The sequence below is a fragment of the Pseudomonas peli genome (genome assembly GCF_900099645.1).
GTDB classification, from domain to species: domain Bacteria; phylum Pseudomonadota; class Gammaproteobacteria; order Pseudomonadales; family Pseudomonadaceae; genus Aquipseudomonas; species Aquipseudomonas peli.
The window spans coordinates 1,539,139-1,554,832 of the sequence record NZ_FMTL01000001.1 but is presented as its reverse complement, the minus strand read 5'-3'; the positions used below and the strand labels follow the sequence as shown (position 1 = coordinate 1,554,832).

General features: G+C 60.9%; 13 protein-coding genes and 3 pseudogenes. 9 read left to right on the top strand and 7 right to left on the bottom strand.

Going from position 1 to position 15,694, the window contains the following annotated elements:
- The first annotated feature begins 347 nt into the window (after positions 1-347).
- From BLO50_RS07375 to BLO50_RS22265, 9 genes and pseudogenes are all read left to right on the top strand, one after another.
- Positions 348-1,649, top strand: a complete 1,302-nt coding sequence (locus tag BLO50_RS07375; RefSeq protein WP_090250458.1) for an OprD family porin — start codon at positions 348-350, stop codon at positions 1,647-1,649.
- A 177-nt stretch (positions 1,650-1,826) separates the two neighbouring features.
- Positions 1,827-2,150 (top strand): ArsR/SmtB family transcription factor, encoded by a 324-nt coding sequence (locus tag BLO50_RS07370; RefSeq protein WP_090250455.1) that lies wholly within the window; start codon positions 1,827-1,829, stop codon positions 2,148-2,150.
- Positions 2,147-2,578 carry a YeeE/YedE family protein gene (locus BLO50_RS07365; protein WP_090250453.1) on the top strand — a complete coding sequence of 144 codons (432 nt, stop codon included), beginning with the start codon at positions 2,147-2,149 and terminating at the stop codon, positions 2,576-2,578. Before BLO50_RS07370 ends, BLO50_RS07365 begins: the two co-directional genes overlap by 4 nt.
- A gap of 2 nt (positions 2,579-2,580) precedes the next feature.
- A complete protein-coding gene (locus BLO50_RS07360) occupies positions 2,581-2,997 on the top strand; it encodes a DUF6691 family protein (RefSeq protein ID WP_090250450.1) in 417 nt (138 codons plus the stop codon).
- Between the two features lie 20 nt (positions 2,998-3,017).
- Positions 3,018-3,209 (top strand): YgaP family membrane protein, encoded by a 192-nt coding sequence (locus tag BLO50_RS07355; RefSeq protein ID WP_090250448.1) that lies wholly within the window; start codon positions 3,018-3,020, stop codon positions 3,207-3,209.
- A 47-nt stretch (positions 3,210-3,256) separates the two neighbouring features.
- Positions 3,257-4,120, top strand: coding sequence for an MBL fold metallo-hydrolase (locus tag BLO50_RS07350; protein WP_090250445.1), 864 nt, complete (start codon positions 3,257-3,259; stop codon positions 4,118-4,120).
- Positions 4,110-5,831, top strand: a complete 1,722-nt coding sequence (locus BLO50_RS07345) for a SulP family inorganic anion transporter (RefSeq protein ID WP_090250443.1) — start codon at positions 4,110-4,112, stop codon at positions 5,829-5,831. The genes BLO50_RS07350 and BLO50_RS07345 overlap by 11 nt, the downstream gene beginning before the upstream one ends.
- A 103-nt stretch (positions 5,832-5,934) precedes the next feature.
- Positions 5,935-6,708, top strand: a pseudogene (locus BLO50_RS22270) (PAS domain-containing protein); the annotation flags it as partial.
- A 90-nt stretch (positions 6,709-6,798) separates the two neighbouring features.
- Positions 6,799-7,251 carry a methyl-accepting chemotaxis protein gene (locus BLO50_RS22265; RefSeq protein WP_425262268.1) on the top strand — a complete coding sequence of 151 codons (453 nt, stop codon included), beginning with the start codon at positions 6,799-6,801 and terminating at the stop codon, positions 7,249-7,251.
- 70 nt (positions 7,252-7,321) lie between these two features.
- Here the strand turns inward: BLO50_RS22265 and BLO50_RS22260 are convergent.
- The 7 genes and pseudogenes from BLO50_RS22260 to BLO50_RS07310 all read right to left on the bottom strand — a co-directional run.
- Positions 7,322-7,765 (bottom strand): annotated as a pseudogene (locus tag BLO50_RS22260) (methyl-accepting chemotaxis protein); the annotation flags it as partial.
- Between the two features lie 99 nt (positions 7,766-7,864).
- Positions 7,865-8,569 (bottom strand): annotated as a pseudogene (locus BLO50_RS22255) (PAS domain-containing protein); the annotation flags it as partial.
- 154 nt (positions 8,570-8,723) lie between these two features.
- Entirely contained in the window at positions 8,724-9,833 is a 1,110-nt protein-coding gene (gene aguA / locus BLO50_RS07330) for an agmatine deiminase (RefSeq protein ID WP_090250437.1), read from the bottom strand.
- 89 nt (positions 9,834-9,922) lie between these two features.
- A complete protein-coding gene (aguB, locus tag BLO50_RS07325; RefSeq protein WP_090250434.1) occupies positions 9,923-10,804 on the bottom strand; it encodes an N-carbamoylputrescine amidase in 882 nt (293 codons plus the stop codon).
- A gap of 302 nt (positions 10,805-11,106) precedes the next feature.
- The gene (gene rmf, locus BLO50_RS07320; RefSeq protein ID WP_090250432.1) at positions 11,107-11,316 is read right to left on the bottom strand and encodes a ribosome modulation factor; all 210 of its coding nucleotides are present in this window, start codon (positions 11,314-11,316) and stop codon (positions 11,107-11,109) included.
- A 150-nt stretch (positions 11,317-11,466) separates the two neighbouring features.
- Complete coding sequence (gene gshA / locus BLO50_RS07315; protein ID WP_090250427.1) at positions 11,467-13,047, bottom strand: glutamate--cysteine ligase; 1,581 nt, start codon at positions 13,045-13,047, stop codon at positions 11,467-11,469.
- 207 nt (positions 13,048-13,254) lie between these two features.
- Positions 13,255-15,579, bottom strand: a complete 2,325-nt coding sequence (locus BLO50_RS07310) for a Tex family protein (RefSeq protein WP_090250425.1) — start codon at positions 15,577-15,579, stop codon at positions 13,255-13,257.
- Positions 15,580-15,694: the final 115 nt, after the last annotated feature.

The following is a 15,694-nucleotide window of genomic DNA, read 5'->3' as shown; positions in this document are numbered from 1 at the left end:
AACCTTGTAATAGACGCGTCGGCGAGCTGTTTTTGGCGGCTGGCACAGTATCTGCGTAGGGCTCTCTACATAACGGCCTGGTTGATGGGCCGACAATAAAAATGAAGAGACCTGCGCCATGATGCTGACCTGTCCGCTGCCATGCCCTCATTCCCCAGCTCGCGCTGACTGTTCTCACGCGCTCACCTGATCTCGCTTATTGCACGGCCGCTCTGGCTGCGGCACCCGTTCGCCTGTCCGGCGCCTGGCTTTGCAATAACCCCCGAATTCGGTGCGCGCCTGCCGCTTCATCCGTGAAGACAGTACCCGCACCGATGTGCAACCCACACACAACTGGAGAAAACATAATGAGAAAGACCTCCCTGGCTCTGGCCGTCGCGGCCAGCACCCTGGGCTTGTCCCTGAGCCAAGTCGCCCATGCCGATTTTATTGGCGACAGCAAAGCCACTCTCGAAGCGCGTAACTTCTACTTCAATCGTGATTTCCGCCAGGGCAATAGCGATGCGCCTGCGCAGAGCCAGTCCAAGCAAGAAGAGTGGGCGCAAGGTTTTATTCTGCGTGCGAACTCTGGGTTTACCGACGGTACAGTAGGTTTTGGCGCTGATGCTATTGGCATGTTCGGTTTCAAACTGGATTCTGGTGACGGTACCGCCGGCAGTGGCTTGCTGGTCCCTGATAATTCTTCCGGTGGTTCTCAGGACAACTACTCAGACCTGGCAGTTGCTGCCAAGGCGAAGATTTCCAATAGCACCCTGCGCGTAGGTCAGATGCAGTTCAAAAATGCTGCTATCGCATCCAGCGACAGTCGCCTTCTGCCGCAAGTGTTTGAAGCTGGCCACCTGGTCTCGCAAGAGATCGATGGGCTGATGCTTGAAGCTGCACACGTGCGTGAAGTGAACAATCGTAACTCCAGTGACTACGAAGATATTTCGGTTACCAATAGCTTCAATAGCACCCGTGGCACTGTAGGTACCCGTGGTATCCGCTTGAGCGGTGGTTCCACGACTGATGCTTTTGATTTCATTGGCGGCACCTACAAAATCAGCAAGGATCTGACGGCCGGTTATTACTATTCCAACCTGGACGAGCTGTATAAACAGCATTCCTTTAACGCCGTGCATGTACTGCCTCTGGGCGATAAGCAAAGCCTGAAAACTGACCTGCGTTATGCGCGCTCCACTGACGACGGCAACCGTAGCAACATCGACAACACAGCTATAGGTGCCATGGTTACCTATGGTCTGGATGGTCACGCCTTCGGCCTGGGCTACCAGAGAATGAGCGGTGACACTGGCTTCGCGTATATCAATGGCACTGACCCGTTCCTGGTTAACTACGTGCAGATCGGCGACTTTGCCAACAAAGACGAAAAGTCTTACCAGGCACGTTATGACTTCAATTTCGCCTCGATCGGTATTCCGGGCCTGACCTTTATGACTCGTTACTTGACCGGCGACAATGTCGATCGCGGTCGCGGAATCTCCGAAGGCAAGGAGTGGGAGCGCAATAGCGAGCTGATGTATGTGTTCCAGGAAGGGGCGTTGAAGAACCTGGGCGTACGCTGGCGTAACGCGTCGGTGCGTTCCAACTTCGCGAACGACATCGACGAAAACCGTCTGATCGTCAGCTACACCCTGCCATTGCTCTGATTGCGGTGGCTGTAGGCTGAGTTGTTGCATCCAGCCCTGCCTGCACTGAACAAAAAACCCGGACTCCGTTCCGGGTTTTTTATCGCCTGCGATTGACCGCTGTATGGAGGCCGGGCGGTGCTTGCTATTAAATATATAAAATAATAGATTGTTTTTATCTTAACTGAGTTGCTTGCCATGACGCCTGAACATCCGCCACTCGATATCCAGCAATTGCGCGCCAATGCCGATGCGGCGGGGCAGTTGCTCAAGGCCCTGGGCAATCCGGATCGCCTGTTGTTGCTGTGTCAGCTCTCCCAGGGCGAACGCAATGTCAGCGAGCTGGAAATGTTGCTGGGTATTCAACAGCCGACGTTGTCGCAGCAGCTGGCGGTGTTGCGCCGTGAAGGGCTGGTGGCGACGCGTCGTGAGGGTAAGCAAATTTATTACTGCATCAGCAGCCCGGCGGCGCTGGCGGTGATCAACACCCTGTATCAGCTGTTCTGCGCAGGTGAGCAGTGAGTATCGATTGGTACAACTTCACGCCCTGGAGCGCCCTGGCGGGTGGCGCATTGATCGGCCTGGCCGCCAGTCTGTTCGTCGTAATGAATGGCCGGGTGGCCGGCATCAGCGGCCTGATCGGCAGTTTGCTTGAGCGTGGTGAAGGGTGGGGCGAGAAGGGTCTGTTTCTGCTGGGCGTACTGCTCGCGCCGCTGCTCTGGCAGTTGTTTTGTCGTCTGCCCGAAATTCAGATCGATAGCGGCTGGCTGGCGCTGACGGTTGCCGGTCTGCTGGTCGGTGTCGGTACCCGTTATGGCGCAGGTTGCACCAGCGGGCATGGCGTCTGTGGTTTATCGCGGCTGTCACCGCGTTCCCTGGCTGCCACCTTGAGTTTTATGGCTGCCGGTTTCGTCACGGTGTTTGTCCTGCGTCATCTGCTGGGGGCTTGAGCATGCGCAAACTGATGGCCTTTCTCGCCGGTGTGATTTTTGGCATTGGCCTGCTGACCGCTGGCATGGCTAATCCGGCCAAGGTACTTGGTTTTCTTGATCTGGCTGGTGCCTGGGACCCCTCGCTGGTGCTGGTGATGGCGGCAGCGATTGGCGTGGCGTTCTTGCCGTTCAGTTGGGCGCGCGCGCAGCGCAGCAGTCTGCTTGGTGCGCCGATGCAGTTACCGGGCAAACGTGAGCTGGATCGGCGGTTGATCGGCGGCAGCCTGTTATTCGGTATTGGCTGGGGGATTGCCGGCATCTGTCCGGGCCCAGCCGTGGCGATTCTGCTCACAGGGCGCTGGCAGGTGCTGCTGTTCGTGGCGGCCATGCTGGTGGGAATGGTTGTGTTTGCTGCGCTGGAACGCCGGCGCGGGTAATTGATGATCGGGAGATCACTATGAAAGCAAATGTTGGCACCCTCGACCGTAGCCTGCGCATTGCCGCAGGTCTGATTCTGTTGGGCTTGAGCCTGAGCGGCGTGATTGGCCTCTGGGGGCTGATCGGCATCGTGCCGCTGGCAACCGGTCTGTTTCGCTTCTGTCCGCTATACCCGCTGCTGGGTATCAGCACCTGCAAGACCAAGGCTTAACCCACTGCAATACCGACCGGTTTCACCGCCGGTCGGTTGGAGCTGCCATGTCCCCGCTCATTCAGGCCTTTTTCGACCCTGCCACCTCGACCTACAGTTATGTCGTCAGCGATCCAGCCACTTCACACTGCGCCATTATCGATTCGGTGCTGGATTACGATGCGGCGGCCGGGCGAACCGCCACTACCAGCGCCGACCGCTTGATCGCCTACGTGCGCGAGCAGGACCTGAGCGTGCAGTGGTTGTTGGAAACCCATGTACATGCCGACCACCTGTCCGCTGCGCCCTATCTCAAGGCCGCGTTGGGCGGGCAGCTGGCAATTGGCGAGCAGATTCGCGTGGTGCAAAACACCTTCGGCAAGTTGTTCAATGCCGGCAGCGAGTTCGCCGTTGATGGCCGCCAGTTCGATCAGTTGTTCCGCGATGAGCAGGTGTTTCAGCTCGGTTCGCTAAATGCCCGTGCCCTGCATACCCCTGGGCATACACCAGCCTGCATGACCTACCTGATCGGCGATGCAGCGTTTGTCGGCGATACCCTGTTTATGCCGGATTACGGTACCGCGCGCTGCGACTTTCCGGGTGGCGATGCACGGGCGTTGTACCGTTCGATTAGTCGGCTGTTTGCCCTGCCCGACAGCACCCGACTGTTTATGTGCCACGACTACCTGGCGCCGGGGCGTGAGCAGCATCGCTACCAGACCACCGTGGCCGAGCAGCGCGTGCATAACGTGCATGTGCACCAGGGCGTCGACGAGGAGGCCTTTGTCGCCATGCGTCAGGCCCGCGATGCCAGCCTGGGCATGCCGGCGCTGATGCTGCCCTCAGTGCAGGTGAATATGCGCGCCGGCCATCTGCCGCCCGCCGAAGACAATGGTGTGCGTTACCTCAAGGTGCCGCTGAATGTTCTCTAGGTGGACGCTGCTGACTACCTTGCGTCGTTACGACCGCGATCAGGCTGGACGCGATCTGCTCGCCGCCTGCCTGGTTTGTCTACTGCTGGTGCCACAGGCGTTGGCCTATGCGCAGCTGGCCGGGTTGCCGGCGGTGGCGGGGTTGTACGCGAGCATTCTGCCGCTGGTTGTCTATGCCCTGATCGGGGCCAGCCCCGGCGTGGCACTGTCGTTCGGCCCGGTTGCGGTGCTATCGCTGATGACGGCGGCGGCCTTGGCCCCGGTGGCTGCCGCTGGTACTGCGGCGTATCTGGCAGCGGCTACCACCTTGACCCTGCTGGTCGGCGTATTCCTGCTGCTGATGGGTCTGTTGCGGATGGGCTTTGTTGCCAACTTTCTCAGCCATCCGGTGATTTCCGGTTTTGTCAGCGGCTCTGCGTTGCTGATTGCAGTCAGCCAGTTCAAGCACCTGCTGGGTATCTCGGCCGATGGCCTGACCCTGTTGCAGGTGTTGCCCGCGCTGTATATGCAGTTACCGGCGCTGCACCTGCCGACGCTGCTGTTGGGGCTGGGCAGCCTGGCGCTGCTGGTGCTGCTGCGTAACCTGGTCCTGTTCGGTGTGCCTGAGGCGCTGGCGCTGCGTATCAGGCAGTTGAGTGCGTTGCTGCTGATGCTGTTGGCGATGGCTCTGGGCGCGGCGCTACAACTGGAAGTTTATGGCGTGCGGGTGGTCGGCACGGTGGCCGCGGGTCTACCGCCACTGGGGCTGCCGAACCTGGAGCTGGGCTTGCTGCGCGAGTTGCTGCCAGCGGCCGTGTTGATTGCCCTGGTGGGCTTTGTCGAGTCGGTGTCCATTGCCCAGAGCCAGGCGATGCGCAAGCGTCAGTCGATCAACCCTGACCAGGAACTGCTCGGCCAGGGCGCCGCCAACATTGCTGCCGCATGCAGTGGTGGCATGCCGGTCGCGGCGAGCTTTTCGCGCTCGGCGCTGGCGCTGCAAAGCAATGTGGCCACGCCGTTGGTGGGTGTGTTTGCGGCGGTGCTGATGCTCGCGGCAGTACTCGGTCTGGCGCCGTTGCTTCAGCACCTGCCGCAAGCGGTATTGGCCGCGAGCATTATTGTCGCGGTAGTGGGGCTGATTGATGTCTCCGGCCTGCGCCGCACCTGGCGCTACTCGCCGCAGGAAGGGATAGCGCAGCTGGCAACGCTGGTCGGCGTGCTGTTGTACGGTGTTGAGGCCGGCATTCTGCTCGGGGTGAGCTTGTCGCTCCTGTTGTTTCTCTGGCCTACCAGCCGGCCGCATATGGCGGTGGTCGGCCAGCTGCCCGGCAGCGAGCACTTTCGCAATGTCGAGCGCTATCAGGTCGTGGAAAGCCCCAGCGTGCTGTCGCTGCGCGTCGATGAAAGCCTGTACTTCCCCAATGCGCGGTTTCTGGAAGAGCGTATCGGCGCGCTGATTGCCAAGCGCTCAAGCGTGCGGCATCTGGTGTTGATGTGCTCCGGGGTTAATCAGATTGATGCCAGCGCGCTGGATACCCTGGAAGCGATCAGCGAGCGTCTGCACAGCGCAGGCGTGCAGCTGCACCTGGCCGAAGTGAAGGGGCCGGTGATGGATCGACTGCAGCGTTCGGAGTTTCTGCAACGCTTTGGCGGGCAGGTATTTGTCAGCCAGTACCAGGCGTTGCGAACGCTGGATGCAGAAAGTACGGCGCGGGCCATGCGCGCGCAGTGAATCTGAGCTAAACGTTATCCACCGCGTGTCGATACGCCGGTTGATCAGGGATGAGTTATTGATCATCTGCCCTGAGCAATTTTGTCCTGCTTGAGGCGCTTAAATGTTCGGATCAAAGAGTCACAGTGAATTACAGCAGTGCCAGTTACAGCTGGCGGCCAGCCAGCAGGTAATCGGGGCCATCCGACAAACCTTCGCCATGATCGAGTTCACCCCTCAGGGCGAGATTCTCGATGCCAACGCGCCGTTTCTTGCCGTCATGGGCTATCGCCTGGAAGAAGTACGCGGTCAGCACCACCGCATGTTCTGCAGCCAAGCGCAGCTGGCCAGTCCGGCGTATGCCAAGTTCTGGCAGCGTCTGGCTGACGGTGAGAGCTTCAGTGACCGCTACATGCGCATTGCCAAGGGCGGCCGTGAAGTCTGGCTGGAAGCCAGCTACCTGCCGGTACGGGATGCCCAGGGTAAGGTTGTTAAGGTGATTAAACTGGCCGCAGATATCACCGAGCGCATGCACGTTGAGCATCAGCACGACAGCTATCTGCAGGCGATCAACCGCTCCACTGCCGTGATCGAGTTCAACCTGGCGGGTGAGGTACAGGAGGCCAATGAAAACTTCCTCAGCACCATGGGCTATCGCCTGGAGGAGATCCGTGGCGTGCATCACCGCCAGTTCTGCACCCATGAGGAGGCCGCCAGTGATGAGTACCGGCGCTTCTGGCAACGCCTGAACCAGGGCGAGTTTATTGCCGATCGCTTCAAGCGCGTGGCCAAAGGCGGGCGCGTGGTGTGGCTGCGGGCGACGTACAACCCACTGTATGACGCGGGTGGTCGGCTGTATGGGGTGATCAAGTTCGCCACTGATATCACCCATCAGATTGAGCACCGTGAGGCCGAATCCGCTGCCGCGCAACTGGCGTTTGATATCGCCCGGGAAACCGATGAAAGCGCGATCAAGGGCGCAGCCACCGTGGAAGAGACGGTACAAGTGGTGCGCGGTATCGCCGATGAGCTTTCAAAGGTAGCCGGCAATATCGAGGCCTTGAGCGCGCAGTCAGAACGCATCAGCAGCATCGTTCAGGTGATCCGCGGGATTGCCGAACAAACCAACCTCTTGGCGCTCAATGCGGCCATCGAGGCGGCACGAGCTGGTGAACAAGGCCGCGGCTTTGCTGTGGTGGCGGATGAGGTGCGCAACCTGGCTGCGCGCACCAGCCAGGCCACGGTGGAGATCAATGAAGTGGTACGCCTCAACCATGACCTGGCCTTGCAGGCTGTTGGTGGGATGGAGGGCAGTAAACAGAAGGCTGAGCAGGGTGTGCTGCTCGCCAACAAAGCAGGCGAGGTGATGCTGGAGATCCGCGACGAAGCGCAGCGAGTGGTGGATGCTATTGGGCAATTCACCGAGGCCATGCAGGACTGAGGCATGCCCAGTCGCTGGCGGCCGGGCACGCTGCTCACAGCGGTCTAGCGGCGCGGCTCGCGCGCCGTAATCAGTGCTCTTCCAGGGCGTCGGCGAACTGGCGGACGGCATCCACCACTTGCCGTGCGCCGCTCTGGATTTCTTCGATGACATCACCGGCCTGGTTGACCAGGTTCACCCCTTGATCAACCTTGTGGCGGCTTGCCTGCATGCTGTCGACCGAAACCTGCGCCAGTTCATGGTTGCGCTTGACGACCTCGACAATCTCCACGGTGGCCTGGCTGGTGCGCGCGGCCAGGTTGCGCACTTCATCCGCCACCACAGCAAAGCCACGGCCTTGCTCGCCGGCACGCGCCGCTTCGATGGCCGCATTGAGCGCCAATAGATTGGTTTGTTCGGCAATCCCGCGGATCACCTGAACGATGCTGCTGATCATCTCCGATTGCTGGCTGACAGCGGTGATGCCTTCGGCGGCGCGTGACAGCTCATCGGCGATGCCGCGCACGACATCAACGGTTTCACGAATCACCTTGGCACCATGGCGGGCGCTTTCATCGGTTTGCTGGGAGATGTCGTAGGCCAGCTTGGCGGCTTCTGACTCGGCCTGCTGCTGACGTACCAGGCCCGTGACATCACGGGCAAATTTGACGACTTTGTACAGCTTGCCGCTAGCGTCAAACACTGGGTTGTACGTGGCGCTCAGCCAAATGGTGTCGCCATGCCGATTGATGCGCTGGAAGCGACCGGAGAAGAACTCCCCTTTGTTCAGGCGCTCCCAGAAGCGGCGGTATTCGGCGGAGTCCGCCTCCTCTCGGGTGCAGAACATGCGGTGGTGTTTGCCGCGAATCTCATTCAGGCGATAACCCATGGTTTGCTCGAAGTTTTCATTGGCTTCGAGCACTTCGCCTTTGGGGTTGAAGGCAATTACGGCCATGGAGCGGCTAATGGCCTCAACCATGCTGTTCTGTTCCTGCTCGCGGGCTACCAGCGCGGTAATGTCGGTAGCCAGTTTGAGCACGCCTTCAATACGGCCATCAGGACCCTTGATCGGGTTGTAACTGGCCTCTAGCCAGACTTCCTGGCCTTGCTTGTGGCGTCTGAGGAAACGCTCGCGGATGAACTCGCCCGCGGCCAGGCGCTGCCAGAACTTCCGGTACTCGGCACTGGCTTGGTAGTCGGGAAAACAGAAGATGCGATGATGCTGACCAACGATTTCCTCAAGTCGATAACCCATTGTGGCCAGCAGGTTTTCGTTGGCGCTGACGATGGTGCCGTCAGGTTTGAATTCAATCATGGCGGTCGAACGGTCGACGGCCATCTTCCTGGCTTCTGCGGCACGCAGTTTAGCCAGCGCGCTGCTGAGCGCTTGTTTAATTGCCTTGTTGAACATCATTTTCCCCTGCCAGCCCACTGGCGCTCACCAGAACTGTATCGGACTGGCAGGGCGAAACTTTACATCCTACCTTGAATGTTTAACCAGCTATTTGCGGGCCCGGCTGCTGCTGGGTGATGCAGTGAATATTGCCGCCGCCCAGCAAAATCTCCCGGCCCGGCACCATCACCACGCGATGCTCGGGGAACAGGCGACGCAGGATGGCTTCAGCCTCGGCATCCTTGGGGTCGTCGAACTTGGGCGCGATGATGCCGCCGTTGACGATCAGGAAGTTGACGTAGGAACCCGCCAGGCGGATCGACGGATCACGCTCCTGGGTGCCGGCCACCAGATCGACGCCGGCGCATTCTTCATCGCTGGCATACAGCGGGCCGGGAATCGGCATCTTGTGCACGATCAGCTGACGGCCCTTGGCGTCCCGCACGCTTTCCAGCACGCGCATGGCGGCCTGGCAGCGCGGGTAGTTGGGGTCGTTTGCGTCGTCGGTCCAGGCCAGTAGCACTTCACCAGGGCGCACGTAACAGCAGAAGTTGTCGACGTGTCCGTCGGTTTCGTCATTGAACAGGCCGTCTGGCAGCCAGATTACCGTGTCGATGGTCAGGTGATCAGCCAGGTACTGCTCGATCTGCTCACGGTTCAGGTGCGGGTTGCGGTTGGGGTTGAGCAGGCATTCCTCGGTGGTGATCAGGGTGCCTTCACCGTCGACATGGATTGAGCCACCTTCGAGGATCAGCTCATCGGTGCGATAACGCGCGCAGCCTTCGATCTGCAGAATCTTGCGGGCTACCTGATCATCACGCACCCAGTTGGCATAAAGGCCGCCATTCAGGCCGCCCCAGGCGTTGAACGCCCAGTCCACACCGCGCACTTCGCCGCTGTTGTTGGTGACGAAGGTCGGCCCGGTGTCGCGCACCCAGGCGTCGTCAGTAGTGATTTCCACCACACGGATATTGGCGTGGGTGAGGCGCTCGCAGGCGTTCTCATACTGGCCGGCGGACACGCCAACGGTCACTGGCTCGAATTCGGCAATCGCCCTTGCCACGGCGGTGAACGCGGCTTGCGCAGGCTTGCCGCCCAAGCGCCAGTTGTCCGGGCGCTCGGGCCAGACCATCCAGGTTTGGCTGTGGCTTTCCCACTCGGCGGGCATGCGGAAGCCGTCGGCGCGTGGGGTAGTCGTCAGGGTTGTCATAAATTCACCAAAACATTGAGCGGGGACGGATGGGTATTAACGCTGCGCGTCGCCTCCCATCTTATAGGGACGTTCTTACAGGGGCGTTGTTACTCGGAGGCCAGATGGCCGTCGAGGGTTTTTAGCGGGCCGTAGAGGTTCGGGCGGCGGTCACGGAAGCTGCCCCAGGCGCTGCGGATATGCTCCAGCTGATCCAGATCGAAGCTGTGCATCAGCACCGCCTCGCTGGTTTCGTTGGCTTCCTGCACCTTGGCGCCGAACTGGTCGGCAATAAACGACGAGCCATAGAAGTTGATGTGGTAGTCGCCCTGGTCTTCACGACCGATGCGGTTGCTGGCGATCAGCGGCATCAGGTTAGCACCGGCGTGGCCCTGCTGTACGCGCTGCCAATGGTCGCGCGAGCTGATGCTCGGGTCATGCGGCTCGCTGCCTATGGCGGTTGGGTAGAACAGAATCTCGGCACCGAGTAGCGCCATGCTGCGCGCGCACTCGGGGAACCACTGATCCCAGCAGATGCCCACGCCGATCTTGGCATAGCGTGTGTTCCACACTTTGAAACCGGTGTCGCCGGGGTTGAAGTAGTACTTCTCGTGATAGCCCGGGCCGTCCGGGATATGGCTTTTCCGATAAATCCCGAGGTTGCTGCCGTCGGCGTCGATGATCGCGATGCTGTTGAAGCGCGCGCGGCCGGCCAGTTCATAGAAGCTGATCGGCAGGACCACTTGCAGCTCTTTGGCGATTTTCTGGAAGTGCAGGATCGCCGGGTTGCTCTCGGCCGGGGTGGCCAGCTGCATGTAGTCCGGGTTGGGCTTCTGGCAGAAGTACGGCGCCTCGAACAGCTCTTGCAGCAGGATGATCTGTGCGCCCTTGCCGGCGGCCTGACGCACCAGGCGCTCGGCGTTGGCGAGATTCGCAGCGGTATCCCAGGAGCAGGCCATCTGGGTGGCGGCGACAGTAACGATACGGGGCATGATTTGGCACCTCAAGAGCAGTTGGGGCGGTCATCTGACACTAGCAGAGGCCGGCGACTGTGCCATGCCTCGCGGGCGAGTCACGGCAGTGGATGGTCTATTTATATCCGATAAAAATCGGCTTTAAAAGCAAAATATAAGGCACTATATGAGTTTTTATCGATTTATATCGAATAAAAATCGAATTAATGCGCTATCGCAAAGCAATCGCCGATCAAAGGCAAGGCGATGCACAGCCGCGCAGATTGACGTGCTGCGGGCGTGAACGGTGTGTGCAGATGAGGGTTGGGTAGAGCGAGGGATCAGGCGCTGTAGCGTTTGTGCAGCTCGAATTGCTCGTTGCCGTCGTCCCAGCCTGCTTCCCAGGCGGCGATCAGCACATCGGCGGCGAGCGCGCGTGGGGTGTTGGTTTGCCCGGTCAGCCCTGCCATGTAGCCCTGTTGGTAAGCCTTATTAAGGCTTTCCAGGCTCCAGTGCTGGTCATCTTCCGTGTTGAGGTCGGCGCAGGCCATGGCGGCAGCTCGCAGTGGATTTACCCGTGCAATGCTAGCCGCATCGCCTGGGCAGGGCTGCGCCGCTGATCTCGCTTTTGCCACCGCTGGCAGTTTATGTGATGCAGTTGGCGAAATGCCGGCTGCGCGCGAGCCGGCATTCTCCGCAGGTTAAACAGCCAGAGCCAGGATGCTGGCCTGATACGCCGCGGCAAAGCTGTCAAAGTCGCCTTCTTCGTGAGTTTCCAGTTCGGCTTGGTCGTGTAGCGACTGGGCGGCGCTGGCTTCGAAGGCCGCTTGCTGTTCGGCGCTCAACGGCTGGCTGCGGAAGTACTCGGCGTGCCGCTTGCTCTGGCGCAGGGCGAACTCGGTAAAGCTCAGGCCCTGTTGCAGTTGCGCCAGCACTTGAGCGGAAGGCGTCAGGCTGGGGTCGACAACCTTGGCCTGTTGCGCCTGCAAGGCCAGGCTATGGGCGTTGTCGCCGTGGTTCTGGTCGAGCAGCTCGGCCAGCGGACGGATCTGCTCCAGCAACTCATCGGCCCATGCCTGCAGCACCACTGGCTGGCCATTGCGCTGCAGCTCTAGACCTGGCCGGCGACCTTCCTTGACCACGGCGAGGAAGTTGTCGGTGCAGGCATGGCATTCGCCGCTTTCCAGCAGCGGACTGTCGGCCAATGCGCAGAACAGCAGGAAGGCGTCGAGGAAGCGCGATTCGGTCAGATCAATGCCCAGCGGCAGGAACGGGTTGATGTCCAGGCAGCGCACTTCAACGTACTGCACGCCACGGGCCATCAGCGCCTGGATCGGCCGCTCGCCGCTGTAGGTCACGCGTTTGGGGCGGATATTCGAGTAGTACTCGTTTTCGATCTGCAGAATATTGGTGTTCAGTTGCAGCCACTCGCCATCCTTCTTCGCGCCGATTTCCACATAGGGCGGGTAGGGCGTGCCGACGGCCTGGCGCAGGCTGTCGGTGTAGCTGGCCAGGTCGTTGTAGCAGGGTGTCAGGCCAGATTGTGCGGTGCTCTGATAGCCCAGATCGCTCATGCGCAGGCTGGTGGCGTAGGGCAGGTAGAGGGTTTCTGCGTCCAGTTCCTGCAACTGATGCGGGCGGCCGCGCATAAAACCTTTGTGCAGCGCTGGTGAGGCACCGAACAGGTACATCAGCAGCCAACTGTAGCGGCGGAAATTGCGGATCAGCGCGATATAACGCGCCGACTGATAGTCCCGCGCGCTGCGCGTATCACCTTCGGCCTGCTGCTGCAGCTGCCACAGCGCTTCCGGCAGGGAGAAGTTGTAGTGAATACCAGCGATGCACTGCATGGTCTTGCCGTAACGCAGGGCCAGACCCTTGCGATACACGTACTTGAGTTCGCCGATATGCGAGCTGCCATAACGGGCGATCGGAATTGTTTCCTCGTCCGGCAGGGCGCAGGGCATCGACGGGCTCCACAGGTATTCGCCATCCAGCTTGCTGTAGGCGAAGCGGTGGATCTGCTCCAGATCGGCCAAGGTCGCCGCCGGATCAGGCTCGGCCGGTGTGATGAATTCCAGCAGCGACTCGGAGTAGTCAGTGGTGATCTGCGTATGGGTCAGCGCCGAGCCGAGGGCAGCCGGGTGCGGCGTCAGGGCCAACTGGCCATCGCCGTCGACGCGCAGGCATTCGCGCTCGATACCGTGCAGGCATTGGGAAAGCAGGGAGAGGTTGGCGCGCTCGCCAAGCTGGGCCAGGCGGCGGGGTAACAGGTCGCTCAAGATTGCATTCCTTCACGCATCGGTCGCTCCAATATGGGGACGACACGCACGCTCTACAAGGGGGCGAGAAAACCGCGTTCAGCGGTCGATAGCGCTTTATAACCCGGCGCGGATGAAGAAGGTTATAGCTGGGCGCTGTGCTTTTGCATCTGGGCGACGCTGCAAGGGCGGCCCACGGACATAGCGCCTATGTCCGTGGGCGTTGGCTTATTTCTTCAGTTGTTTGGCATTGGCAAACAGCGCCGCCATGCCGCCGCTGGCCGGAGCCGGCTTGTCCTGGCTGGAGTGGCGTTCGCTGCGCGGCGGATTGCCGGCCGGCTTGCCGCCCCGAGCGCCGCCCCGCGGGCCTTCGATTTTCTCGCCCGGCGTGTCGCCCATGCGCATCGACAGGGCGATACGGTTACGCGGGATGTCGACTTCCATAACCTTGACCTTGACCACGTCGCCGGCCTTGACCGCCTCGTGCGGGTCCTTGATGAATTTCTCCGACAGCGCCGAGATATGCACCAGACCGTCCTGGTGCACGCCGATATCGACGAAGGCGCCGAAATTGGTCACGTTGGTCACCACGCCCTCGAGCATCATGCCCAGTTTGAGGTCGTTAAGGGTTTCTACGCCTTCCTGGAACTCGGCGGTCTTGAACTCCGGGCGCGGGTCGCGGCCGGGTTTTTCCAGCTCGCTCAAGATGTCGCCGATGGTCACCAGGCCGAATTTATCGTCGGTGAACTGCTTCGGGTCGAGGCGCTTGAGGAAGCCCGAATCGCCGATCAGCGAGCGGATATCACGGCCGGTATCGGCGGCGATGCGCTGCACCAGCGGGTAGGTTTCCGGGTGCACGGCTGAGGCGTCCAGCGGGTTGCTGCCGTTCATTACACGCAGGAAGCCAGCGGCCTGCTCAAAGGTCTTGTCACCCAGGCGCGGCACCTTGAGCAGGTCGGCGCGGCTGTTGAATGCGCCGTTGGCGTCGCGGAAGGCGACGATATTCTGCGCCAGGGTGGTGTTCAGCCCGGAGATGCGCGCCAGCAGGGCGGCGGAGGCGGTGTTCACGTCCACGCCGACGGCGTTTACGCAGTCCTCGACCACCGCATCCAGCGAGCGCGCCAGTTTCAGCTGCGACACGTCGTGCTGGTATTGGCCGACACCGATGGATTTCGGGTCGATCTTCACCAGTTCGGCCAGCGGGTCCTGCAGGCGGCGGGCGATGGACACGGCGCCGCGCAGCGACACGTCCATGTCCGGGAATTCTTTGGCGGCCAGCTCCGAGGCGGAATACACCGAGGCGCCAGCCTCGGAGACCATGACTTTGGTCAGATTCAGGCCGGGCAGCTTCTTGATCAGGTCAGCGGCCAGCTTGTCAGTCTCGCGGCTGGCGGTGCCGTTACCGATGGAGATCAGGTCGACTGCGTGCTTGGCGCATAGCTTGGCGAGGATCGCCAGGGTGCCGTCCCAGTCGTTGCGTGGTGCGTGGGGGTAAACCGTGGAGGTTTCCAGCACCTTGCCGGTGGCATCCACTACCGCCACCTTGCAGCCGGTACGCAGGCCCGGGTCCAGCGCCAGGGTGGCGCGCGGGCCGGCCGGTGCGGCCAGCAACAGGTCGTGCAGGTTACGGGCGAACACGTTGATCGCTTCGTCTTCGGCGGCTTCGCGCAACTCGCCGAACAGGTCGGTTTCCAGGTGGGTGTAGAGCTTGACCTTCCAGGTCCAGCGCACCACTTCGCCCAGCCACTTGTCGGCGGCGCGGCCACGGGCGCTGATGCCGAAACGCTCGCCGATCATGCCTTCGCACGGGTGCATGCTACCCGGCAGCTCGTCGCCGACTTTCAGGCTGGCGCTGAGAATGCCCTCGTTACGCCCACGGAAGATCGCCAGGGCGCGGTGCGACGGTGCGCCCTTGAGCTTTTCGTCGTGCTCGAAGTAATCGCGGAACTTGGCGCCTTCGTTCTCTTTGCCGGCGACTACGCGGGCGCTGAGGATGGCGTTGTCTTTGAGGTAGCTGCGCAGGCTGGCCAGCAGGTTGGCATCCTCGGCGAAGCGCTCCATCAGGATGTACTTGGCGCCTTCGAGCACGGCCTTGATGTCGGCAAAGCCTTTTTCAGCGTCGATAAAGCGCTCAGCTTCGCTTTCGGGATTCAGCTCGGGGTTGTTAAACAGGGCGTCGGCCAGCTCACCGAGGCCGGCTTCCAGGGCGATTTGGCCCTTGGTACGGCGCTTCTGTTTGAACGGCAGGTAGAGGTCTTCCAGGCGAGTCTTGGTGTCAGCCAAGTTAATGTCGCGGGTTAGCTCAGGGGTCAGTTTGCCCTGTTCCTCGATGCTGGCGAGGATGCTGGCGCGGCGCTCGTCGAGTTCGCGCAGGTAGCGTAAGCGCTCTTCCAGGGTGCGCAGCTGGGTGTCATCGAGGCTGCCGGTAACCTCTTTGCGGTAGCGCGCGATAAACGGCACGGTAGAGCCTTCGTCGAGCAGCGCCACGGCGGCGGCGACCTGTTGCGGGCGTACGCCCAGTTCTTCGGCGATGCGGTTGTTGATGCTGAGCATAGAAAAAGCTACCCACACGGAAACGAAAAACCAGCCACGCAGACCACGGGCCAGACACGAAAGCCGCGCATTATAAACATTGCCCGGCAACGCGCCGGGAACCCGTCCGGGAAAA